The organism is Leisingera sp. ANG-M1, assembly GCF_000813745.1.
Classification (GTDB): domain Bacteria; phylum Pseudomonadota; class Alphaproteobacteria; order Rhodobacterales; family Rhodobacteraceae; genus Leisingera.
Map to the genome: position 1 here is coordinate 46114 of NZ_JWLC01000008.1, position 21727 is coordinate 67840.

A 21727-nucleotide genomic window follows, 5' to 3' on the forward strand; every position below is an offset into this window, starting at 1 on the left:
CGCCGCCCTTGACCCGCAACCAGCGGAAGGGGATCACCGCATGCGGAGTGCACCGTCGATGCGGATGACCTCGCCGTTCAGGTAGCCCATCTCGACGATGAAGCCGGCCAGGCGGCCGTATTCGCGCGGATCGCCCAGGCGGGCCGGGTTGGGGACATCGGCGGCGAGCTGCTGCTGCACCTCTTCCGGAAGGCCGGCCAGCATCGGGGTCATGAAGATGCCGGGGGCGATGGTCATCACCCGGATGCCGGAGGAAGCAAGATCGCGCGCCATCGGCAGGCACATGCCGGCAACGCCGCCCTTGGAAGCCGCATAGGCGGCCTGGCCCTTTTGCCCGTCGAAGGCTGCAATGGAGGCCGTGTTGATGATCACGCCGCGGGCGCCGTCGTCTTCGGGGGTGTTCTTGGCGATTTCCACGGCTGCGAGGCGGGCGACGTTGAAAGTGCCGACCAGGTTGATGTCGATGGTGCGCTTGTAGGCGTCGAGCGGATGGGGGCCGTCCTTGCCCACGGTTTTGGCGCCGATGGCGATGCCTGCGCAGTTCACACAGGCGGTGATTCTGCCCATTTTCGCGGCCGCATGGGTGATAGCGGCAGCGACCGAGTCTTCGCTGGTCACATCGGTCTGGGCAAAATGCCCGCCGATCTCTTGCGCTACCGAGGCGCCGCGGTCAGCGTCGCGGTCCAGGATCGTCACTTGGGCGCCTTGTTCCGCAAAGTAGCGGGCGGTGGCTTCGCCAAGGCCGGAGGCGCCGCCGGTGATTACGGCAGCTGTGTCTGCAAGTTTCATGAGCGGGGCTCCTCCCGGTTATATGAACATGTGTTCATATAATGCGGGCGGGCGGCGCCTGTCCAGCGGGACGGGGCGTCGCGGCCGATCAGGCGGGCGCCATCAGCTTGCTGTCCAGCGCCGCCAGGGGCCGCAGCAGGCGGCCGAGCGGCGGCCAGTAGCCCCAGGTGCCGCCCAGGCGGTGGAGCTGCGCGCCGGTGCCGAGTTTGAAGCGGGCGAGGCCGGGGGCGTCCTCGGTATTGACCAAGCCAAGATCAAGCCGGGTGATGCCCTTGGCCGCGAGCCAGGACATGGCCTCCCACATCAGCAGGTTATGGGCGCTGAGCTGTTTGCCGCGGGCAGTGGCATGGGCGATGTGGTAAGTGGCGCCCTGGCCATGTGTGAGGATCAGGATGGCGGCCGCAGGGTCCCTGCCGTCGAAGGCCTGGAACAGTTTGGCCTGGCCCTTGTTCTCCCGGGCATAAGCCAGGGTCAGAGCGAGCGGCCAGCTGCGGTAGCCGCGGCTGGTCTGCTGCCGGGCATCGGCCTGGAACAGCCAATGGCCGGGGTCGTTGGGCAGGTTCTGACGTGTCAGGCGCAGGTTCTGCGCTGCGCCATGTTTCAGCCGGTTGCGCCATTTCTGATGCAGCGCGGCACGGCGCTGGTCCAGGCCCGGGGTGAGATCCAGCATCGCCACCGATGCCGGGCTCATCAGCGGAACGGCGCCGCAACGGGCAAGCTCCGGCGCAGGCGTCTCCGGCGACAGAATCACCGGCGTGCGGCGCAGGCCCTTTTCCTGCAGCAGTTCCAGCAGGCGCAGCGGTTTGCTGATGGGCGCGCGGTTGACCATTGCCGCGGTGAAGCCGCCGGCAAAGCGGCGCTGCAGCACAACCGTGTCCTTCAGAGCGTCCAGCAGAAGCGGTTTCTGCCCGCAGGCCTGAAGGGCACGGGTGAACTCCGGCGTTTGCTGCAGGGCGCGGGGCGGTTCGGTGCTGCTGGCAGGGCGGGGCATGGCATCGGCGGGGGTGAGATCGAACATGGTCCTATTTACGGACTGGAAACCTAAATGGCGGTTAATGGGGGTATGAAAAAATCGATTCAAATTATGGGGCAATCTGCCCCGGCACCGCGGATGACCAAGGCAGCGGCGCTGCTGGCTGCGGTTGGGCTGTCGGTGCCGGTGTTTGTACTGCTGACACTGCTGGACGTGCTGCTGTTCTGAGGCACGGCAGGGAAGCTCCCGCGCCCGCAGGCGCATTGGCGGTGCCAATGCACCTTTATGCGGCCTTGGGCCGGGCGCCGCTGCGCGGCGCAAGGCTTAGCTGAGAAGCGCTTAAGGGCCGGTTTGCCCTTAAGGCGCCATTTCAAGTGCTAACCGGCTTTCCCTGCCTCAAGGGTAAACCGTGCTGCGCACGGCCGCAGATGCGGCCCTTGACCCAGGGCCAGCCTGATTGGCCTAACCATGAAGCTTCATCTTCGATGCAGCTGGAATGGGCGGGAGCCATCGCTGGAAAAAGAAAGAGGAGCGCGGGGGCTCCTCATTACCCTTTCCTGTCTGATGGATCAGCCGTCCAGCCGCACCAGCGCGTGGCGTTTCTTGCCTGCGCTCAGCTTGATCGGCGAGGACAGAGCACCTGCGTCGATCATCAGGCCTGCGTCGGTCAGCGGCTGGTCGTCGATCCTGGCGCCGTTTTCGCTGATCAGGCGCTTGGCGTCCTTGCCGGATTTCGCGAGGCCGGACTTCACGATCAGCTGGACAATCGAGATGCCGTCGCCCAGGTCGGCAGGCGTGAGGCTGAGGGTCGGGAGGTCGTCGCCGACGCCGCCTTTCTCGAAGACTTCGCGCGCGGTGGCTTCGGCCGCTGCCGCCGCATCTGCACCGTGCAGCAGCTTGGTCACCTCATTGGCGAGGATCACTTTGCCTTCGTTGATCTCAGACCCCTGCAGGGCGCCAATGCGCTCGCATTCCTCGACCGGCAGCTCGGTGTAGAGCTTCAGGAAACGGCCCACGTCGGCATCAGTAGTGTTGCGCCAGAACTGCCAGAATTCATAAGGGCTGCGCATTTCGGCGTTGAGCCAGACCGCGCCGTCCTGGGATTTGCCCATCTTCTTGCCGTCCGAGGTGGTCAGCAGCGGCGAAGTGAGGCCGTAAATCTCATTCTCCAGCACCCGGCGGGTCAGGTCGATGCCGTTGACGATATTGCCCCATTGGTCCGAGCCGCCCATCTGCAGGATGCAGCCGTAGCGGCGGTTCAGCTCCAGGAAGTCATAGGCCTGCAGGATCATGTAGTTGAATTCAAGGAACGACAGCGACTGCTCGCGGTCGAGGCGCGATTTCACGCTCTCAAACGACAGCATCCGGTTGACCGAGAAATGGCGGCCGATGTCGCGCAGGAATTCCAGGTAGTTCAGCCCGTCCAGCCATTCGGCGTTATTGAGCATCAGCGCCTTGTTTGGCGCGTCGGTGTCATAGTCGATATAGGCCGAGAACACCTTCTTGATGCCTGCGATATTGTCGTTGATCGCGGCTTCGTCCAGCAGCGGGCGTTCGTCGGCGCGGAAGGAGGGGTCGCCCACCTTGGTGGTGCCGCCGCCCATCAGGGTGATCGGCTGGTGGCCTGTCTTCTGGAACCAGCGCAGCATCATGATCTGGATCAGCGAGCCGACGTGCAGCGATTTCGCTGTTGCGTCAAAGCCGATATAGGCCGGGCGCACACCTTGCAGCAGAGCCTCGTCCAGGCCCTGATAATCGGTGCAGTCCGCGAGGAACCCGCGTTCCATCATGACTGCGACGAAATCCGATTTCGGTGTGTAGGTCATAACATGCCTCGGTCTATGGTTTTGCACCATGCCCTATAAATCGCATTGGCGCCGGTTGGAACCTGTTTTCCCGGCAAAATATGCGCGGTAACATGGCGGGCGAACGGGCGGGACAGCCCGGCAAATGTGCGATGAGGGTGGAAATGAGCAGAGCCATTGCAAAAACCGGGCCGGTGCGGGCGCTTGGCGCGATGAGCGGCACCTCGCTGGACGGTGTGGATGCGGCGGTGGTGGTGACCGATGGGGAGCGCATCAGCGGGTTCGGGGAGAGCAGATACCGCGAGTATTCGGTGCGGGAGCGCAGTGTTTTGCGCGCCGGGCTGGGCAATTGGACCGGACCCGAGGTGGAGGCTGCAGCTGAGGTCTGCGACGCGGCCCATGCGGCAGCGCTGACGGAATTCACAGACGTGGAGATCGTCGGGTTTCACGGTCAGACCCTGGCTCACGCGCCGCGGTTGCAGGGCACATTGCAGGTCGGCGACGGGGCGGCTTTGGCGGAACGCCTGGGCAAGCCTGTGGTCTGGGATTTCCGCTCTGATGATGTGGCGATGGGCGGCGAGGGCGCGCCGCTGGCGCCGTTCTTTCACTTTGCCTGTGCGAAATACATCGGCGCTGAGAAGCCGCTGTGCTTTCTGAATCTCGGCGGCGTCGGCAATATCACCTATGTTGATCCGCGCTTTGACCGGCCCGAGGAGCCGGGCGCGCTGCTGGCGTTTGACACGGGCCCGGCCAATGCGCCGGTCAATGATCTGGTGCAGGAGCGGCTGGGCATTCCCTGGGACGCGGATGGCAAGGTGGCAATGTCCGGCACTGTGGAGACTGGTGCGCTGGAGCTGTTCCTGGCCGAGCCCTATTTCTCAAGAATACCGCCCAAGTCGCTGGACCGGAATGATTTTGCCGAGATGGTCACCCTGGTGCGCGAGCTGAGCGATGCCGATGCCGCCGCGACACTGACGGCGATGTGCGCAGCGTCCGTCGCGCAGGGCATGCAGCATTGCCCGGAGCCGCCGGAGATGGTGCTGGCCACCGGCGGCGGGCGGCGCAATCCGGTGCTGATGGAGATGCTGCGGGTTTCGCTCGACTGCCCGGTGAAACCCGTTGAGGAGGCAGGCCTCGACGGCGACATGCTGGAGGCGCAGGCCTTTGCCCATCTTGCGGTGCGGGTGGCGCGCGGGATGCCGACCTCGGCGCCTGGGACTACGGGAGTCAGCGCCTGTGTCGGCGGCGGGGTGGTGAGCGTGCCTAGAGCAGAGGCAGGGGATTAAGGCCGTTGCCGTGCGGCCGGGCAGGCGCTGATGGCAATGCCTGCTCTGACAGAGCAGCAGGCTTATGAAACCTGGCAAGTCCGGCAGGCGGTCCGCGCTGATATGCCTGCAGAGGCTTGGTTGCACCGCTGGCAGGGACCGCAACGGTTGAAGCGGGCGAGGAAAGGCCGGCCGTTATAGGGTGGGCGCATTCAGGGCAGAATGATCCATGGCCTGGGCACGTCAGGACCGCACGCGCACCAGGCGGCCGTCAAGGGCGGTGGCCCGTTTTGCAGCACAGGCTGCCGCTGCTCCTATTTGAGAGCGCCAAACCTGAAGGCCCTGCTGCTTCGGATCGGGCTGCAAGGCATGCTGTGGCGGCGGCTTTACAAATGCGGCGGGCTTGATGCGCGCAGACATGGCCAGCAACTGAAACCGCCGCAATTGGGCTGTCCTCAGCCGCGCGGAATGTCGAAACCGGGCGCAGCCAGCTCAAAACCCTCGAATTGAAAGCCGGGGGAGACGGTGCAGCTGACCAGCGTATATTCACCTGTGGTGCGGGCTGCCTGCCAGTGGCCTTCCGGCACGATCAGCTGCGGTGCGCCCTTGGTCAGGTCCGGGGTCAGCAGGTGATCCTCCGCCGGGCCCTCATCGGTTGCCGCCATAGACAGAACCAGCGGCGCACCTGCATGGTAAAGCCAGATTTCGCTGGCATCGACGCGGTGCCAATGGCTGCTCTCGCCTTCCTTTAAAAGGAAGTAAATACAGGTGCCTGCGGGGCGGCCTTCATTCGATGCGCGCCAGGTCTCCTTGTACCAGCCGCCCTCGGGGTGCTGCTGCAGGCCCAAATGGTCAATGATCTGATCCGCGTTCATCGCTGCTCTCCCTGATTTTGGCGCTGGTAAATCCATATCCTGCGCATATGTTTGGGCCATGACACTCACGATCCCCTTTGACAATACTTACGCTGCCCTGCCGGACGGCTTCTACAGCAAACTGCCGCCGCAGCCGGTGAAGGCGCCGGAACTTGTGGCCTTCAACGAGGATCTGGCGCGGGTTTTGGGTGTATCGCCGGGCGAGGCGGAAGAGATGGCCGGGGTTTTTGGCGGCAATCATGTGCCGGAGGGGGCGGAGCCGCTGGCGCAGCTTTATTCCGGCCATCAGTTCGGTACCTACAATCCGCAGCTGGGCGACGGGCGGGCGATCTTGCTGGGTGAAACGGTGGGCACTGATGGCAAGCGGCGGGACATCCAGCTGAAGGGTTCCGGCCGCACGCCATATTCCCGCAATGGCGACGGGCGGGCCTGGCTGGGGCCGGTGCTGCGCGAATATGTGGTGAGCGAAGCGATGCATGCGCTTGGGATCCCGACCACCCGCGCTCTGGCGGCGGTGGAGACCGGGGAAACGGTCTGGCGCGAGGGCGGCATGCCCGGTGCGGTGCTGACCCGGGTGGCATCGAGCCACCTGCGGGTGGGCACGTTTCAGATCTTTGCCGCCCGCGGCGACAAGCACAGCCTGCGGCAGCTGACGGACTATGCCATTGCCCGCCATTACCCCGGAGCTGATGGCCCAATGGGGCTTTTGCGTGCGGTGCGCGATGCGCAGTCCGAACTGATAGCTGCTTGGATGGCTGTGGGCTTCATCCATGGGGTGATGAACACCGACAATTTCTCGATCTCGGGCGAGACCATCGACTATGGTCCTTGCGCCTTTATGGACGTTTATCATCCGCACACGGTGTTTTCGTCCATCGACCGCGGCCGCCGCTATGCCTATGCCAACCAGCCGACGATAGCTGTCTGGAACCTGGCGCAGCTGGCAACGGCTCTGATCCAGCAGTTGGAAGACCCGGAAGCCGGCGTCGAGGAGGCAACAGAGATCGTGCATGCGATGCCGCAGCTGACTGAGGCCGCCTGGCTGACGCGGTTCCGTGCCAAGCTGGGGATCTCCTCTGCGCAAGAGGGGGATCTGGAACTGGTCACTTCTCTGCTGGGGCTGATGGCGGAGAACCAGAGCGATTTCACCAATACGTTCCGGGCGCTGGCGGATGGTACAGTGCGGGATCAATTCACCGACCCGGCGGCCTTTGACGGCTGGGCGGAAGGCTGGCAAGCGAGGCTGGAAAGTGAACTGGACCCGCCGGCAGTGATGCGCGCCGCCAACCCGGCCTTCATACCGCGCAACCACCGGATCGAAGAAATGATCGCCGCTGCCGTTGCGGGAGATTACGCGCTGTTCCACCGGCTGAATGCGGTTCTGGCCGCGCCTTATGAAGATCAGCCGGAGCATATGGAACTGCAGCGCCCGCCACTGCCGGAAGAAGTGGTGCAGGCAACCTTCTGCGGAACCTGATCCCTCTTCTTCTTGCTGAAAATATCCTCGGGGGTGAATTGAGCTGAAAGCTCAAGAGGGGGCAGACAGCCCCCGTTCCACCTTCCTGAGGGCGAAACGGTTGTGCCAGGGCCGCTCCCGTCGCAAACTGGGGCATGGGCCGGGATCCGCAGATATCACACCAGCCGCCGGGCAGCCTGCGGATTGCCAGCTACAACATCCAGAAATGCATAGGCATGGATCTGCGCCGCCGACCTGAACGCACGCTGCAGGTGCTCGAAGGCCTGTGCGCGGATATTGCGGTGCTGCAGGAAGCTGACAAACGGCTGCCGCCGCGGCCCGCGGCGCTGCCGCTTTTTCTGGTTGAGGAAACCGGCTGGCAGGCTGCGGATCTGGGCGGAGCGGGATCGCTGGGCTGGCATGGAAACGCGGTGCTGTTCCGGGGCGGCGTGGCGTTGCGGGACAAAGGCCATATCCCGCTGCCTGGGCTGGAGCCGCGCGGCGCGGTCTGGGTGCTGCTGGACAGCCCTTTGGGGCCGCTGAAAGTGGTCGGCGCCCATTTGGGGCTGACCGGCCGCGCCCGGCGCGAGCAGATGCATGCGCTGGCGCGGGCGGCGGAGGCGGAGGATTGTGCCGTCGTGCTGGCAGGTGATTTCAATGAATGGTCGCGCACGCCGGTGCTGGAGCATATCGCGCCGGCGCTGACTTTCCTGCCTGCAAAGGCAAGTTTCCCGGCGCTGCGGCCTCTGGGCGCCTTGGACCGTATTGCCCATTGCCGGCGGCTGAAAGCGGTGGCGCATGGGGTGCATGAGCGGCGGCCTGCGCATATCGCCTCGGACCATCTGCCGGTCTGGGCGGACTTGCAGCTGGCGTGATGTGATGAAGAGAGGGCAGGGGCTCCCGCGCCCGCAGGCGGATCGGCTGCACCAATCCGCCTTTTTTGCGGCCTTGGGCGTGGCGCTGCTGCGCAGCGCGGAAGATTTTGGCTGAGAAGCGCTTGAGGAGCAGAACTGCCCCTCAAGACGCCGGTGCAAGTGTGATGTCCGCCATCACCGCGTCAAGGGCAAGCCGCGCGTACCGCGCGGTCCCTGCGGGCCCCTTGACCCGGCGCTGCCGGAGAGCGCTGGTGGTCAGCGGGCGCGCTGTTTGGCGCCGCCGCGGCGCTGGCCGCCCGGCTTGCCGCCTTGGGGTTTGCCCTGTCCGCCGCCGCCCCCGCCGCGGCGCCTGAAACCGCCCGGCTTGCCGCCGGGGCCGCCGCGGCGGCCGCCCGGTTTGCCTGCCGGGGCTGCCGGATCCGGCATGGCTTCCCAGGCGCGGCCGGAGGCCACGGGGATGGAGAGCTTCATCACTTTCTGGATTGCTTTCAGGTCATCCATTTCGTCCGGAGCGCAGAAGGCCACGGCCTGGCCGTCCTTGCCGGCCCGCGCGGTGCGGCCGATGCGGTGGACATAGGCGTCCGGCACATTGGGCAATTCGTAGTTGTAGACGTATTTCACGTCCGGGATGTCGAGGCCGCGGGCCGCGACGTCGGTGGCCACCAGCACCTTGATCTCGCCGGCCTTGAAGGCGGCCAAGGCGCGTTCGCGCTGGCCCTGGCTTTTGTTGCCATGGATGGCGGCAGCTGCGAAGCCGGATTTTTCCAGCGTCTTCATCAGCTTTTCCATGCCCCATTTGGTGCGGCCGAAGACCAGGGTGCGCTCATCCTTGTGGGCGTCCAGCAGCTCTTTCAGAAGCGAGAGCTTCTCCGCCTTGGCGATGAAATGCACCGACTGGGTGATCTTGTCGGCAGCTTTGCCCGGGGGTGAAACCTCGATCCGGACCGGGCTTTGCAGGTAGGAGTTGGCGATCTCGTTCATCTGCTTGGGCATGGTGGCCGAGAACAGCATGGTCTGGCGCTCATCCGGGATCAGCGCCGCGATCTTGCGCAGAGTGTGGATGAAGCCGAGATCCAGCATCTGGTCGGCCTCGTCCAGCACCAGGAAGTCGCAGGAGCCGAGGTCCAGCGCGCCGCGGTCGAGGATGTCGATCAGGCGGCCCGGGGTGGCGACCAGGATGTCGGTGCCCTTGGCGATGCGGGCAATCTGCGGGTTGATGGAGACACCGCCGACCACCAGGCCGACCTTCATCGGGGTGTTTTCGGTCAGCCCTTTCAGGGTGTCGGCGATCTGGTTGGCCAGCTCGCGGGTGGGCGCCAGCACCAGGCCGCGCACAGTCATCGCAGCGGGCTTGCGGCCGTACTCCAGCATGCGGGCCACCAGCGGCACGCCAAAGGCTGCGGTTTTGCCGGTGCCGGTCTGGGCCAGGCCCAGCACGTCCTTGCCGTTCAGCGCATGCGGAATGGCGCGGGCCTGGATCGGGGTGGGGTCGTTCAAACCCATGTCTTTCAGGCGGTTCAGGAGCTTTTCTGGCAGCCCCATGGTCGAAAATTCTGTCACGTCTCGTCCTTTCACAGCCCGCCATGCAGCACGGGCCGGTGCCGCTGCCTGTGCAGCGGTGTCTTGCGGGGCAGGGGCCTCACACGCGCGCTGGCCGGATGCCAGGCCGCTGGCCTCTGCAATCCCCACGCGTGATTTTGGGAACGGCGGCATGTCACTAGACCCCGGACGGTTCAGCACGCTGTTGCGGTGCGGCCGGTTTTCGGTCTCTGCTCACGCGGCAGGGAGGGATGCCTGGGCGCCACATGGCTGTGGATAAAGCGCATGTCAAGCCAATATCCGTCAGAAACCCGGTTTTCGCGGCCTTTGGCATCCGTTAAAGAGGTGGACCAGAACTTCATGAGGACACCGATGCCAGAGACGATTATCGCCCGCTGCGAAGCCAAGGGGCTGCGCATGACCGGCCAGCGCCGTGTGATTGCACGGGTGCTGCAGGAGAGCGATGATCATCCGGATGTGGAGGAGCTTTATGCCCGCGCCAGCGCGATGGATGCAGGCATTTCGATTGCCACAGTCTATCGCACGGTGAAGCTGTTCGAAGAGGCCGGCATTCTGGAGCGGCTGGAGTTCGGCGACGGGCGGGCGCGGTACGAGGATGCCGAGCGCGAGCATCACGACCATCTGATCGACCTGAACACCGGTGCGGTGATCGAGTTCTGCGATCCCGAGATCGAGGCGCTGCAGGAGAAGATTGCCCGCAAACTGGGCTATGAGCTGCGCGGCCATAAGCTGGAACTGTACGGGGTGCCGCGCAAAGACGGCTAAGCTAACTGGTTGCGGCACGCTGTTTTCCGGAGGCGGCCGGGCGCAGAATAGCACCAACCATCACAGATGTTGATGTGTATACTCACGTCTTGTCATTAAAGCGGGTCGGAAACGGAGTTGCCCGCGTCTGGGCGCTGATGTTTTTTGCCTGGATGGCCCGGCAAGCAGCCGGTCCGGAATACGGGACGCGCGAACATGAACAACCTGCACGGCATTTTGCTGGTCATCGCCTCGATGGCGTTTTTCACGCTTGAAGATATGTTCATCAAACGCTTGTCGGGCACGGTGCCGGTCGGGCAAATCCTGATCTGCCTTGGTCTCGGCTGCGGGCTGGTCTTTGCGGTGATGGCAAAGATGCAGGGCAATGCTCTGTTTGCGCCGCGCGCCTGGCGGATGAAGCCGGTGCTGCGGGCCAGCACGGAAGCAGTTTCCGCTATGGCCTTTGCCTCGGCGCTGGCGCTGGTTGATATCTCCACCGTGGCGGCTGTTTTCCAGGCAATGCCGCTGGTGGTAACCATGGGGGCTGCGCTGTTCCTGGGCGAGGAAGTCGGCTGGCGCCGCTGGCTGGCGATTTGCGTGGGCTTTGCGGGGGTTCTGCTGATTATCCGTCCTGGCCTGGACAGCTTCGAACCGGCAGCCCTGCTGGTCGTGATTGCCGTGCTGGGCGTGGCGACCCGTGATCTGATGACCCGGGTCATGGACAGTGCGGTGCCGTCATCGGTCGTAAGTTTTCAAGCCTATCTCTCGCTGATCGCAGCAGGGGCGCTGCTGCTGGCCTTCACACCGGGCGCGCCGCGGATGCTGGACGGGACCGAATACGGAATGCTGCTGGGCGGCTGTATCTTTGGCGTGCTTGGGTATTACGGCATTGTCGTTGCCATGCGGATCGGCGACGCCTCGGCCGTTACACCGTTCCGCTACACACGGCTGCTGTTCTCGATTCTGGTTGGCGTCATCGTTTTTGGAGAACGCCCGGATACACTGACCCTGACAGGCGCTTCACTGATTATCGGATCCGGCCTTTACACCTTTGTCCGCGAGCAGCGGCTGGCACGGCGGGCCCGCCGTGCAGCGGCGGCTGCGGCCTAAGGCAGCGCCGCGCGCATTTGTCTGACCCTGTTGGCGCAAACAGGGCAATGTTAGCCCTAAACCGCCGCTTTTATGCGTGTTAGCGATAACGATGCCGGTTTACTTTCCGGCAGCGGCTGGTATGACGCTGGCAACAGAACGCGCCTCTTTCAGGCCCAACCAAGGATGGACAGATGAGCACCATTATCGACATTCACGCCCGTGAGATCCTCGACAGCCGGGGCAACCCGACGGTTGAGGTCGACGTGATCCTGGAAGACGGCACCATGGGCCGCGCCGCCGTGCCTTCGGGCGCCTCGACCGGTGCCTATGAGGCGGTGGAAAAGCGCGACGGCGACAAGTCCCGCTACATGGGCAAAGGCGTGCTGGAAGCGGTTGCTGCGGTGAACGGCGAAATCGCCGAAGAGCTGGTCGGCTTTGACGCAACCGAGCAGGTTGCCGTTGATACCGCGATGATCGAGCTGGATGGCACCGAGAACAAAGGCCGTCTGGGCGCCAACGCGATCCTGGGCGTGTCGATGGCGGTGGCCAAGGCAGCCGCTGATTTCACCACCCAGCCGCTCTACCGCTACATCGGCGGCACCTCGGCGCGCGTGCTGCCGGTGCCGATGATGAACATCATCAACGGCGGCGAGCATGCCGACAACCCGATCGACATTCAGGAATTCATGATCATGCCGGTGGCAGCCAGCAACATCCGCGAAGCGGTGCGCATGGGCTCCGAAGTGTTCCACACCCTGAAGAAAGAACTGTCCGCCGCGGGCCTTAGCACCGGCATCGGCGACGAGGGCGGCTTTGCCCCCAACATCGGCTCCTCCCGCGAAGCGCTGGACTTCATCCTGAAGTCGATCGAGAAAGCAGGCTACAAGCCGGGTGAAGAGATCTACCTGGCGCTCGATTGCGCGGCGACCGAATACTACAAGGACGGCAACTATGTTCTGTCCGGCGAAGGCAAGACCCTGACCTCCGAGGAAAACGCCGACTATCTGGCGGCGCTGGTCAACGACTATCCGATCATCTCCATCGAAGACGGCATGTCCGAGGACGACTGGGACGGCTGGAAACTGCTGACCGACAAGATCGGCGACTCTGTGCAGCTGGTGGGCGACGACCTGTTCGTGACCAACCCGGCGCGCCTGGCCGATGGCATCGAGCGCGGCGTTGCGAACTCGATGCTGGTCAAGGTGAACCAGATCGGCTCGCTGACCGAGACCCTGAAGGCAGTCGATATGGCCCACCGCGCGCGCTACACCAACGTGATGTCGCACCGCTCGGGCGAGACCGAGGACGCCACCATCGCCGACCTGGCTGTGGCCACCAACTGCGGCCAGATCAAAACCGGCTCGCTGGCGCGCTCCGACCGGCTCGCGAAATACAACCAGCTGATCCGCATCGAGGAAATGCTGGGTGAAGTGGCCGAATACGCGGGCCGCTCGATCCTGAAGCGCTGATCCCAGCCGCTTGACACTTCTGCGGTGCCCCGGCAAGGCTGGGGCGCAACAGCCCCCGGGCCGGACAAGGCCCGGGGGTATTCTTTTACAGATACCGGACAAATAGATGAAAACCATTTTCCTTTCCGTGCTGATTTCGCTGGGTGCCGGCGCCGCAACAGCTGCACCGAGTGCAAAAGAAACCTGCCGGAACCTTGCAAAGCACCGCGACGGTGCAGCGCCAGGTATGGAGATGTGCCTGTGCATTTATGATCTGGCGCAAGACATCCTGGATGACGACGTGCAGGGGCTTCTGTTCCAGAGCTGGAACGACGGGATCGACCGCGAAGAAGAAGCCAATGCCCTGAAGCCCAAGGGGCGCGCCAGCCGCCAGATCAAGAAACTGGAACAGACCGCTGGCAAGAAATGCTTGCCGTATTGAGGCGTTGAGAGTGGCGGTGCAATTGAAAACCCCTTGTCTGGAAAATGGCTTTCAAACGGCTCACTCAGATCTGCTGTTGTCGTCCTTTGCTAAGGTGACAGGCCGCAGGCTGCTGGAAGGCGGGGGCGGCGAAGCACTGTATCAGGCGCCGTTTCCGGTGCTGTCCCACAACACGGACGCTGACCCCATCTTGACCTACGGGAATTTGGCAGCGCAGAAACTGTGGGAGATGGGCTGGGACCAGCTCACTTCGATGCCGTCGCGGCTGACGGCGGAGCCAGCCCACCGGGGGCAGCGGGATGCGATGTTTGCCGAGATGCGGGCCAAGGGGTTTATCAGCAATTACGCAGGTGTGCGGATCAGCGCTTCGGGGCGCCGGTTCGAGATCCGGAACGCGGTGATCTGGCCGCTGCTGGGGCCGGAGGGGGAAAAGCTGGGCGAGGCGGCGACCTTCCAGGACTACGTGTTTCTGTAACAGCTTTTCCGGGCCGTGTGTGGCCGGGATCACAGACGCTCACATCAGCGTTATGTTAAGTTTTCCTTGCGCAGCAGGTGCTGCGGGAAAGGGGAACAGGCCATGACGATGCGGGTTCTGCGCACAGTGGCGATCTGTGCAATTCTTTCAACACTTCTGGGATGCAGCGGAACAGGGGTCTATCCCTTCAGCGGCCAGCCTGCTTCCGCAAGCGATCCGGTAATGCGGATGAACATGTCCGCGGGCTACATGCAGCTGCCGGGACTTTGATCCTGTAATCCGGGCTGGACGCCGGCTTGCTTGAAACCTAGTATTTGATCAAATTATCAATTTGGTTTCAGGAGGCTGACTTGTCAGGCATGCCGATACGTGTTCAGCCGCTGGAAGCGGACAGCGCAGATCTGGCCGCGCGCTTCATCGCTGCGCTGCTGGAGGAATTGTCAGGCGGCGAGCCCTGTGATCCAGCACCGCTGGAGCCTGTGGCCCGCGACCTGCTGGCCTCGGGCCGTGTCTGCGGATTTGCAGCTTACAGCTTGGAGAGGCCGGTTGGCGTGCTGATGCTGAACAAATGCGCCGCGGTTTATGCCGGCGGGCGCTTCGGGGAGATCACTGAACTGTTTGTGGAGCCGGAGTGGCGCTCGCAAGGGACGGCTGCGGCGCTCGTTGATGCTGCGGCGGAGCATGGGCGCCGTCAGGGCTGGAAACGGCTGGAAGTCGGGGCGCCCGATCAGCCAGCCTGGCAGCGCACGCTGGCCTTCTATCAGCGCTGCGGTTTCACCGAGGTGGGGCCGCGGCTCCGGTTTCTGCTTTAGGGAACCGGAAACCAGCACAGAAAGCGGCGGAGCAGGGGAACTTAAAGTTCCTTGGTCATCAGGATGTATTTGCCGCGCGGCTGAAACCGGGTGCGCAGGTAAAGCCGCTGCGCGGTTTCGTTCTCGCGGTCCACCTCCAGATGCAGGGCGCGCATACCGGCGCCTGCAAGCGATTTGGGCAGTTCGGTCAGCACCTCTGTGGCGATACCGCGGCCGCGCACGGCGGGGCGGATGTAGAGCTCATCCACAAAGCCGTCCATGCCGCCGAACTCTACCGACCAGCCGAAGGTGATGACGATGTAACCGATCGGCGCTCGGGTGGGGCCGATCAGGTAGACGGCGCCATAGGGGTGGCCGTTCAGCAGCGGCTCGATGCCGGCGCGGCGGTGCTCGTCGGTGCTGTCCAGACCGGACTCGGCATGGAAGGCGGCAACCAGCGAGAGCACCCTGTCCAGATGCTCGGGCTTGGCGAGATGCAGGGCGGCGCTCATAGGCGGGCGAGCCTTTCGGTCAGGAGGTTGAAGAAGCCGTCTGCGTCTGCGTCACCGATGAACAGAGCATTGGGGGCGCGGTCGGTGACGCCCCACCAATCGGCGACGGTCATGCCGAGGGTGAGGTCTGATCGGGTTTCGACTTCCACATTCACACCGCGGCCGGAGAACAGTTCAGGCTTGAGCAGCCAGGCGATCACGCAGGGGTCGTGCAGCGGGCCGCCTTCAGAGCCGTATTTCTCAACATCAAAACGTTCGAAGAAATCGAGCATTTCGGCGGTGAAATGGCCGACGCGGGTGTTGAGCGCCCGGATGGTCTCGACGCGGGGTTTTGTGGCCAGCACCTTATGCGTCACATCAAGCGGCATGACGGTGGTCGGAGCGCCGGATCTGAAAACAATTTCAGCGGCTTCCGGGTCGACGTAGATGTTGAATTCTGCAGCCGGGGTGATGTTGCCGACCTCGAAATAGGCGCCGCCCATCATTACAACTTCCTGCACCCGTTCGATGATGTCCGGGGCGCGGTTGAAGGCAGCGGCGATGTTGGTGAGCGGGCCCAGCGTGCAAAGCGTGACGGTGCCCGGTGCTTCGCGGCGCAAGGTGCCAATAATGAAATCGACGCCGTGGCCCTCGGCCAGCGGCATCTGCGGCTCCCACAGTTCCGGGCCGTCGAGGCCGGTCTGCCCGTGCACATGCTCGGCGGTGATCAGCGGCCGTGACAGCGGCGCGTTGCTGCCTGCATAGACGGGCACATCGGTTTTTCCTGCCGCCTCGCAGGTGATGCGGGCGTTTTTGCTGGTGAGTTCCAGCGGCACATTGCCGGCAACGCAGGTGATGCCCAAAAGATCCAGCTCATCAGGGCTGGCCAGCGCCAGCAGGATGGCGACCGCATCGTCCTGGCCCGGATCAGTGTCGATGATGATTTTCCTGGCACTCATGGCTTGCTCCGCTGCGGCTGAGCTGTGAGCCTACGCTGTGTCCGCCCGGGATTGAACCGCTGCCGGGCAGGTCTGTGCAAATTTCCGGAGATTTTCTGCGGCGGATGTTTACGGCGGCTGCGTTTGATTTCTATGTTTGGGTGACGCAACGGAAGCCCGGGCGGGATGGCCCGGCGGCCGATGCGGAATTCTGTTTGGCCCGGTGCGGGCGGTATTGGTGCGGCGCGGTTTTGCCGGGGAATGCACGTTGTTGATTTTGAATGGGGAATAAGAAAATGCCGAAAGAGCCCAAAGCTGTTGGCGATATCCTGAAAGACAAGAAAATGACCGCCGCTTACATGGATTACTGCAAGCGGCGCTTTTGCCTGAACGAGTTCATGTTCACCCAGAACAAGGGCAACGCGGAGTCGCTCTGGACCCGTTACATGGACCAGAAGAAGGGTAAGGAACCGGTCAATATCACCTCCAAGACCTATAAGGCGGCCAAGGAACTGGCGGATCAGAACAATTTTGCCGACGGCGGCTGGAAGAAGATCATCGAGACCGGCAAGAAAGAAGTCATCAGCATGCTGAACAAGGATGTCATGGGATTCACCGGCAGCGACGAATACAAGAAATACGTGGCTGAGAACGGCATGGGCGACCCCAAGAAGGCAGCCAAGCTCTTGGGCATCACCGATGTGAAGAAGCTGAAAGAGGTGATGGTCAATATCGCTGTCGACGACAAGAAGACCGGCGAGAAGCTCTGGAAGGAGCTGATGAAGAAGGAAAAGATCATCGAGGATTACAAGGCGATTTCCTCCTCATTGAAGAAGGCGAGCCTGGTCTGATCCCGATGTCCGGAGTTCCCGGCGGCTGTGCCGCCGGGATTTGAGTATTTAGACAAAGAAGAAGCTGTTAGGCGTGCTTAGCTGCGCTCGTCTGCTTTCACCTCGTCCCAAAGGGCGTCCATTTCGGCCAGATCGCTGTCCTCGGGGCGTTTGCCGCGGGCGGCGAGCTTGGTTTCGACCCCTTCGAAGCGGCGGGTGAATTTGGCATTGGCAGCGCGCAGGGCGGCTTCGGGCTCGACACCCATGTGGCGGCCAAGGTTGGCCATCACAAACAGCAGGTCGCCGAATTCCTCTTCGACTTCGGCGTGCGTGAGCGTATCGCGGGCCTCGACCAGTTCGGCGCATTCTTCGGTTATCTTGGCGATAACGTTATCCGCAGAAGGCCAGTCAAAGCCGACACGGGCGGCGCGCTTCTGCAGCTTGTAGGCACGCAGCAAGGCGGGCAGGCCGACTGCCACGCCGTCCAGGGTGCCTTTCTGTTCCTTGCCGGCGCGTTCTGCCGCCTTGATCGCCTCCCAGTCCTTGGTCTGCTGGTCGGCGGATTTTTCGCGGCTTTCATCCCCGAACACATGCGGATGGCGCGAGACCATCTTGTTGGACATGGTGGTGACCACGTCCTGGAAGGAGAAGTGGCCCGCCTCCTGCGCCATCTGGGCGTGGAAGACGGACTGGAACAAGAGATCGCCCAATTCCCCCTTCAGCTCGTCCCAGGCCTCGCGTTCGATTGCATCGGCAACTTCGTAAGCCTCTTCAATGGTGTAGGGGGCGATGGTGGCGAAATTCTGTTCGATGTCCCAGGGGCAGCCGGATTGCGGATCACGCAGGCGGGCCATGATTTCCAAGAGGCGCTCGATGCCTGCGGTTTCATCGTGGATCATGTCTGTTTGGGGCATTGCGGCTGCTCTTGTTTGGGTGTCAGATGCATCATCCCGAGTCTGGAGCAGGAGTCCACCCCAATGCCCGTTGTGAACCGTATCGCGGATTACGCCGAAGAGATGAAGACCTGGCGGCGGCATCTGCACCAGATCCCCGAGCTGGCGCTGGACCTGCCCAAGACCGCTGCCTTTGTGGCGGAGCGGCTGCGGGAGTTTGGCGTGGATGAACTGCATGAGGGCATCGCGCAGACCGGCATGGTGGCGATCATCAACGGGCAGGGTGAGGGGCCGACCATTGGCCTGCGTGCCGACATGGATGCGCTGCCGATCCCGGAGGAAACCGGGGTGGAGTATGTTTCCGGCCATGAAGGCAACATGCATGCCTGCGGCCATGACGGTCACACCACGATGCTTTTGGGGGCGGCGAAGTATCTGGCGGAGACGCGCAACTTCTCGGGCCGGGTGGCGCTGATCTTCCAGCCTGCCGAGGAGGCCATCGGCGGTGCCCGCATCATGGTCGAGGAAGGCATCATGGAGCGTTTTGATATCGGTGAGGTCTATGCGCTGCACAACGCGCCGGGGCTGCCGGTTGGAAACTTCCTGACCACGCCCGGCGCGCTGATGGCCGCTGTGGATACGTTCCACATCCATATTCAAGGTCAGGGCGGCCATGGCGCTATGCCGCATGAAACCCGCGACCCGGTGATGGCGGCCTGCGGCATGGCCCAGGCGATCCAGACGATTGTGTCCCGCAACCACCACACCCTGGAGGATCTGGTGGTCTCGGTCACCCAGATCCACACCGGCACCGTCGACAATGTGATCCCGGATACTGCCTACATCAACGGCACTGTGCGCACCTTCAATCCGGAGGTGCAGAAGATGGTGATGCGGCGGATGAAGGAGATCGTGGCGGGGCAGGCGGCCAGTTATGGCGTTGAGGCGGAGCTGGACTATGAGGTCGGCTATCCGGCAACCTTCAACGATACAGAGAAGACAGCCTTTGCGGTGGAGGTCGCCAAGGAGATCTCTGGCGAGGGCAATGTTGAGCCTGAGGGCGGGCGCGAGATGGGTGCCGAAGATTTTGCCTATATGCTGCAGGCGCGGCCCGGGTCGTATCTGTTCCTGGGGCAGGGTGATACCGCCGGGCTGCATCACCCGAAGTACGATTTTAACGACGACATCGCCCCGGTCGGCGCGTCCTTCTTTGCCCGCCTGGTGGAGCGGGCGCAGCCGTCGGGCAGCTAAGCCTTCAGGGTAGATGACAGACGCCTGCGAAGCGGGTATTTGATCAAAAACAACGCATCACAACAGGGACGCACTGCCATGGCATTGGAAGACGCGAAACATATGATCGACCACGCCTTCACCCGCGAGGATTTGAAGGGGCTGAGTTTCGAGATCACCTTTGGCGGGGCCACGTCTTTTCTGCGCCGCAAATACACCAAGGACCTGACTGGTGTGGATATTGCCGTCACAGGCGTGCCGTTTGATCAGGCGGTGACCAACCGGCCCGGCACCCGGCTGGGACCGCGGGCGATCCGCGAGGCGTCCACCCTGCAAAGCCCCGACGAGCCTTATGGCTGGCCTCATAAGCCGCTGAGCACGCTGGCAATTGCCGATTACGGCGATCTGGCTTTTGATCATGCGAATGTGCCGGAGTTTCCCGGCGCTTTGACCGAGCATATCCGTGGTATCCTGGACACGGATACGGCCTCGGTGGTGCTGGGCGGCGATCACTACATCAGCTTCCCGGTCCTGAAGGCCTATGCCGAGAGATACGGGCCGATTTCGCTGCTGCAGTTTGATGCCCACACCGACACCTGGCCGGATGACAATATGGACCGGGTCGATCACGGCACCATGTTCTACAAGGCGGTGAAATCGGGGATTGTTGATCCGGCCACCTCGGTGCAGGTGGGCATCCGCACCACCAATGATGATACCCTGGGGGTCAACATCATCGACGCGCCGACAGTGCATGAGATCGGGCCGGTGGAGACCGCCAAACGGATCAAGGCGATCCTGGGGGACCGTCCCACTTATCTGACTTTTGACATCGACTGCCTGGACCCTGCCTATGCACCCGGCACCGGTACGCCGGTCTGGGGCGGGCTGACTTCGGCGCAGGCCTCGCGCATCCTGCGGGAGATTGCCGGCATCAATATCAAGGGTGGCGACGTGGTCGAGGTTTCTCCCCCCTTTGACACAACCGGCGCAACTGCTATTGCCGGGGCACATGTGGCGACGGAAATCATCTGCCTTCTGGGCTGGAACATGAGAGACAATGACTGACTTCAATCAGCCGATCAGCGGCAATGACCTGGCCCGGTTCTCGGGGCCGAACACCTATATGCGGCTGCCGCAGGCGACCTCGCTGGAGGGGCTGGATGTTGCCGTTGTCGGCGTGCCGATGGATATCGGGACGTCCTGGCGGTCGGGCACCCGTTTCGGCCCCAAGCAGATCCGCGCCGAAAGCGCGATGCTGCGGCCCTATAACATGGCCACGGGTGCTGCACCGTTTGACAGCCTCAACATTGCCGATATCGGCGATCTGGCGATCAATACGTTTTCGCTTAAGGAATCGCTGCGGATTATCCAGGAAAGCTATGATGCGATCCTGGCCGGCGGGGTGATCCCGGTGGCAATGGGCGGCGATCATTCGATCACCCTGCCGATCCTGCGGGCGATTGCCGCAAAGTATGGCCCTGTTGCGCTGGTGCATGTGGACGCGCATGCGGATGTGAACGACGAGATGTTCGGCGAGCGCGAGACCCATGGCACCGTGTTCCGCCGCGCTTATGAGGAAGGGCTGATTGTTCCGGACAAGACCTATCAGATCGGCATCCGCGGCACCGGCTATGCGGCCACCGATTTCTCCGAGGCGCAAAGCTGGGGGTTCCAGCACTTCCCCGCGCAGGAGCTGTGGGGCCGGCAGCTGCATCAGATGGGTGCGGAAATTCGCCGCGATATCGGCAATAGGCCGGTCTATGTGACCTATGATATCGATAGTCTGGACCCGGCTTATGCGCCGGGCACCGGCACGCCGGAAATCGGCGGGCTGACCACGCCGCAGGCGCTGGAGTTGATCCGGTCGCTGAAGGGGATCAATATTGTTGGCTGCGACCTGGTGGAGGTGTCGCCGCCTTATGACCCTTCGGGCAACACGGCTTTGGTGGGGGCAAACCTGCTCTATGAGCTGCTCTGTGTGCTGCCGGGCGTGACAACGAGATAAGCGGTCCGGCCTCACGCAAATGGCCGGGGGAGGGCCGCGCTGGGAGGAGGAGGCAAGGGTTGACCTTGAAACCGCATTGAGGCGGCTGATGCTGTTCGGCTGGGTTCTGCTGGCCGCCGTGGTGGCCGGGCTGGGGTTCATCCGGCTGGCGCCGAGCGATCCGCTGGACTGGAACACCCAGCCGGAATTCACCGAGGACAAAGAATTCCGCGGCGGCGTGTTCCGGGTGGTGCGCACAGGCCCGGATGGGCTGGAACGCTTCCACCGGATCGCCAGCACTGCGCCGCGCACCAGCGTGCTGGCGGGCGGGCCGGCGGACGGAATGGCGACCTATATCACCCGGACACAGCTCTTGGGCTTTCCCGACTACACCACAGCGGCGCAGGACGGCGACCTGCTGAAGGTCTATGCGCGCCTGCGCTTCGGCCGCTCGGATCTGGGGGCCAACAGGGAGCGGATCAACGGCTGGCTGGCAGCGATGGAAACGGCGCCGCAGTCTGTTTCCAACGGGGAGTGAGCAAGGGCTCCCGCCTGTTCGCGGGCTTTCGAAAAAGCCCCTCGCAGTTGGGCATGGCGCCGCGCTGAAGCGCGGCGCAGGCTCATCGGCCATAGGCCGGTGAGCCATGGTTTTGGCTGAGAAGCGCTTCAGGGACAGGGCTGCCCCTGAAGACGCGTTTTCAATTGTGTTTGTTTCTTCCGCGTCAAGGGCAAGCCGCGCTGGCGCGCGGTGGCTGCGCCACCCTTGAC

At 63.2% G+C, this 21727-nt stretch carries 22 protein-coding genes; 14 read left to right on the forward strand and 8 right to left on the reverse strand.

Annotation, left to right across the window (positions count from 1 at the left end):
- Positions 1–33 precede the first annotated feature (33 nt).
- The 3 genes from RA19_RS07020 to tyrS form a co-directional block, all read right to left on the reverse strand.
- Positions 34–789 (reverse strand): SDR family NAD(P)-dependent oxidoreductase, encoded by a 756-nt coding sequence (locus tag RA19_RS07020; RefSeq protein WP_039160968.1) that lies wholly within the window; start codon positions 787–789, stop codon positions 34–36.
- An 88-nt stretch (positions 790–877) separates the two neighbouring features.
- The gene (locus RA19_RS07025; protein ID WP_039160969.1) at positions 878–1807 is read right to left on the reverse strand and encodes a GNAT family N-acetyltransferase; all 930 of its coding nucleotides are present in this window, start codon (positions 1805–1807) and stop codon (positions 878–880) included.
- Between the two features lie 524 nt (positions 1808–2331).
- Positions 2332–3588, reverse strand: a complete 1257-nt coding sequence (gene tyrS / locus RA19_RS07030) for a tyrosine--tRNA ligase (protein WP_039160970.1) — start codon at positions 3586–3588, stop codon at positions 2332–2334.
- Between the two features lie 143 nt (positions 3589–3731).
- On the opposite strand from tyrS, the gene RA19_RS07035 reads away from it, so the two are divergent.
- Positions 3732–4853, forward strand: a complete 1122-nt coding sequence (locus tag RA19_RS07035; protein WP_039160971.1) for an anhydro-N-acetylmuramic acid kinase — start codon at positions 3732–3734, stop codon at positions 4851–4853.
- 434 nt (positions 4854–5287) lie between these two features.
- On the opposite strand, the gene RA19_RS07040 is transcribed toward RA19_RS07035, so the two are convergent.
- A complete protein-coding gene (locus RA19_RS07040) occupies positions 5288–5707 on the reverse strand; it encodes a cupin domain-containing protein (protein ID WP_039160973.1) in 420 nt (139 codons plus the stop codon).
- Between the two features lie 58 nt (positions 5708–5765).
- On the opposite strand from RA19_RS07040, the gene RA19_RS07045 reads away from it, so the two are divergent.
- Positions 5766–7184, forward strand: a complete 1419-nt coding sequence (locus RA19_RS07045) for a protein adenylyltransferase SelO (RefSeq protein ID WP_039160975.1) — start codon at positions 5766–5768, stop codon at positions 7182–7184.
- 134 nt (positions 7185–7318) lie between these two features.
- Positions 7319–8038, forward strand: coding sequence for an endonuclease/exonuclease/phosphatase family protein (locus RA19_RS07050; protein ID WP_052261686.1), 720 nt, complete (start codon positions 7319–7321; stop codon positions 8036–8038).
- A 255-nt stretch (positions 8039–8293) separates the two neighbouring features.
- Here the strand turns inward: RA19_RS07050 and RA19_RS07055 are convergent, their stop codons facing one another.
- Positions 8294–9598, reverse strand: coding sequence for a DEAD/DEAH box helicase (locus RA19_RS07055; protein WP_039160977.1), 1305 nt, complete (start codon positions 9596–9598; stop codon positions 8294–8296).
- Between the two features lie 351 nt (positions 9599–9949).
- On the opposite strand from RA19_RS07055, the gene RA19_RS07060 reads away from it, so the two are divergent.
- The 6 genes from RA19_RS07060 (at position 9950) to RA19_RS07085 (ending at position 14611) form a co-directional block, all read left to right on the forward strand.
- A complete protein-coding gene (locus RA19_RS07060) occupies positions 9950–10363 on the forward strand; it encodes a Fur family transcriptional regulator (protein ID WP_039160980.1) in 414 nt (137 codons plus the stop codon).
- A gap of 195 nt (positions 10364–10558) precedes the next feature.
- A complete protein-coding gene (locus RA19_RS07065) occupies positions 10559–11452 on the forward strand; it encodes a DMT family transporter (RefSeq protein ID WP_039160982.1) in 894 nt (297 codons plus the stop codon).
- Between the two features lie 173 nt (positions 11453–11625).
- Positions 11626–12903, forward strand: coding sequence for a phosphopyruvate hydratase (gene eno, locus RA19_RS07070; protein ID WP_039160984.1), 1278 nt, complete (start codon positions 11626–11628; stop codon positions 12901–12903).
- A 106-nt stretch (positions 12904–13009) separates the two neighbouring features.
- A complete protein-coding gene (locus tag RA19_RS07075; protein ID WP_039160986.1) occupies positions 13010–13324 on the forward strand; it encodes a hypothetical protein in 315 nt (104 codons plus the stop codon).
- Between the two features lie 16 nt (positions 13325–13340).
- The gene (locus RA19_RS07080; protein WP_275041723.1) at positions 13341–13799 is read left to right on the forward strand and encodes an MEKHLA domain-containing protein; all 459 of its coding nucleotides are present in this window, start codon (positions 13341–13343) and stop codon (positions 13797–13799) included.
- 359 nt (positions 13800–14158) lie between these two features.
- Entirely contained in the window at positions 14159–14611 is a 453-nt protein-coding gene (locus tag RA19_RS07085) for a GNAT family N-acetyltransferase (RefSeq protein ID WP_039160992.1), read from the forward strand.
- 41 nt (positions 14612–14652) lie between these two features.
- Here RA19_RS07085 and RA19_RS07090 read toward each other — a convergent pair whose 3' ends face one another.
- Together RA19_RS07090 and RA19_RS07095 are read right to left on the reverse strand one after the other, a co-directional pair.
- On the reverse strand, positions 14653–15102 hold the full coding sequence (locus tag RA19_RS07090; RefSeq protein WP_039160994.1) for a GNAT family N-acetyltransferase: 450 nt from the start codon (positions 15100–15102) through the stop codon (positions 14653–14655).
- A complete protein-coding gene (locus RA19_RS07095) occupies positions 15099–16040 on the reverse strand; it encodes a nucleoside hydrolase (RefSeq protein WP_039160996.1) in 942 nt (313 codons plus the stop codon). Before RA19_RS07095 ends, RA19_RS07090 begins: the two co-directional genes overlap by 4 nt.
- A 260-nt stretch (positions 16041–16300) precedes the next feature.
- On the opposite strand from RA19_RS07095, the gene RA19_RS07100 reads away from it, so the two are divergent.
- Positions 16301–16870, forward strand: a complete 570-nt coding sequence (locus tag RA19_RS07100; protein ID WP_152615708.1) for a hypothetical protein — start codon at positions 16301–16303, stop codon at positions 16868–16870.
- A gap of 77 nt (positions 16871–16947) precedes the next feature.
- On the opposite strand, the gene mazG is transcribed toward RA19_RS07100, so the two are convergent.
- The gene (mazG, locus tag RA19_RS07105; RefSeq protein WP_039161000.1) at positions 16948–17763 is read right to left on the reverse strand and encodes a nucleoside triphosphate pyrophosphohydrolase; all 816 of its coding nucleotides are present in this window, start codon (positions 17761–17763) and stop codon (positions 16948–16950) included.
- Between the two features lie 63 nt (positions 17764–17826).
- On the opposite strand from mazG, the gene RA19_RS07110 reads away from it, so the two are divergent.
- From RA19_RS07110 to RA19_RS07125, 4 genes are all read left to right on the forward strand, one after another.
- The gene (locus RA19_RS07110; protein ID WP_039161002.1) at positions 17827–18993 is read left to right on the forward strand and encodes a M20 aminoacylase family protein; all 1167 of its coding nucleotides are present in this window, start codon (positions 17827–17829) and stop codon (positions 18991–18993) included.
- A gap of 78 nt (positions 18994–19071) precedes the next feature.
- Positions 19072–20040: an agmatinase gene (gene speB, locus RA19_RS07115; protein WP_039161004.1), complete on the forward strand. Its 969-nt coding sequence runs from the start codon at positions 19072–19074 to the stop codon at positions 20038–20040.
- Positions 20033–20980, forward strand: a complete 948-nt coding sequence (speB, locus tag RA19_RS07120) for an agmatinase (RefSeq protein WP_039161006.1) — start codon at positions 20033–20035, stop codon at positions 20978–20980. The genes speB (RA19_RS07115) and speB (RA19_RS07120) overlap by 8 nt, the downstream gene beginning before the upstream one ends.
- Before the next feature lie 88 nt (positions 20981–21068).
- A complete protein-coding gene (locus tag RA19_RS07125; protein ID WP_446720265.1) occupies positions 21069–21497 on the forward strand; it encodes a DUF1499 domain-containing protein in 429 nt (142 codons plus the stop codon).
- The last annotated feature ends 230 nt before the right edge of the window (positions 21498–21727 follow it).

What these genes read in the sequence shown, in the direction of transcription:
- RA19_RS07035 (WP_039160971.1), top strand. Translation starts at nt 3,732, where the DNA reads ATGAGCAGAGCCATTGCAAAAACCGGGCCGGTGCGGGCGCTTGGCGCG.
- mazG (WP_039161000.1), bottom strand. Translation starts at nt 17,763, where the DNA reads ATGCCCCAAACAGACATGATCCACGATGAAACCGCAGGCATCGAGCGC.
- eno (WP_039160984.1), top strand. Translation starts at nt 11,626, where the DNA reads ATGAGCACCATTATCGACATTCACGCCCGTGAGATCCTCGACAGCCGG.
- tyrS (WP_039160970.1), bottom strand. Translation starts at nt 3,588, where the DNA reads ATGACCTACACACCGAAATCGGATTTCGTCGCAGTCATGATGGAACGC.
- speB (WP_039161004.1), top strand. Translation starts at nt 19,072, where the DNA reads ATGGCATTGGAAGACGCGAAACATATGATCGACCACGCCTTCACCCGC.
- RA19_RS07075 (WP_039160986.1), top strand. Translation starts at nt 13,010, where the DNA reads ATGAAAACCATTTTCCTTTCCGTGCTGATTTCGCTGGGTGCCGGCGCC.
- RA19_RS07040 (WP_039160973.1), bottom strand. Translation starts at nt 5,707, where the DNA reads ATGAACGCGGATCAGATCATTGACCATTTGGGCCTGCAGCAGCACCCC.
- RA19_RS07020 (WP_039160968.1), bottom strand. Translation starts at nt 789, where the DNA reads ATGAAACTTGCAGACACAGCTGCCGTAATCACCGGCGGCGCCTCCGGC.
- speB (WP_039161006.1), top strand. Translation starts at nt 20,033, where the DNA reads ATGACTGACTTCAATCAGCCGATCAGCGGCAATGACCTGGCCCGGTTC.
- RA19_RS07065 (WP_039160982.1), top strand. Translation starts at nt 10,559, where the DNA reads ATGAACAACCTGCACGGCATTTTGCTGGTCATCGCCTCGATGGCGTTT.
- RA19_RS07090 (WP_039160994.1), bottom strand. Translation starts at nt 15,102, where the DNA reads ATGAGCGCCGCCCTGCATCTCGCCAAGCCCGAGCATCTGGACAGGGTG.
- RA19_RS07050 (WP_052261686.1), top strand. Translation starts at nt 7,319, where the DNA reads ATGGGCCGGGATCCGCAGATATCACACCAGCCGCCGGGCAGCCTGCGG.
- RA19_RS07110 (WP_039161002.1), top strand. Translation starts at nt 17,827, where the DNA reads ATGCCCGTTGTGAACCGTATCGCGGATTACGCCGAAGAGATGAAGACC.
- RA19_RS07100 (WP_152615708.1), top strand. Translation starts at nt 16,301, where the DNA reads ATGGGGAATAAGAAAATGCCGAAAGAGCCCAAAGCTGTTGGCGATATC.
- RA19_RS07045 (WP_039160975.1), top strand. Translation starts at nt 5,766, where the DNA reads ATGACACTCACGATCCCCTTTGACAATACTTACGCTGCCCTGCCGGAC.
- RA19_RS07125 (WP_446720265.1), top strand. Translation starts at nt 21,069, where the DNA reads ATGCTGTTCGGCTGGGTTCTGCTGGCCGCCGTGGTGGCCGGGCTGGGG.
- RA19_RS07060 (WP_039160980.1), top strand. Translation starts at nt 9,950, where the DNA reads ATGCCAGAGACGATTATCGCCCGCTGCGAAGCCAAGGGGCTGCGCATG.
- RA19_RS07085 (WP_039160992.1), top strand. Translation starts at nt 14,159, where the DNA reads ATGCCGATACGTGTTCAGCCGCTGGAAGCGGACAGCGCAGATCTGGCC.
- RA19_RS07025 (WP_039160969.1), bottom strand. Translation starts at nt 1,807, where the DNA reads ATGTTCGATCTCACCCCCGCCGATGCCATGCCCCGCCCTGCCAGCAGC.
- RA19_RS07095 (WP_039160996.1), bottom strand. Translation starts at nt 16,040, where the DNA reads ATGAGTGCCAGGAAAATCATCATCGACACTGATCCGGGCCAGGACGAT.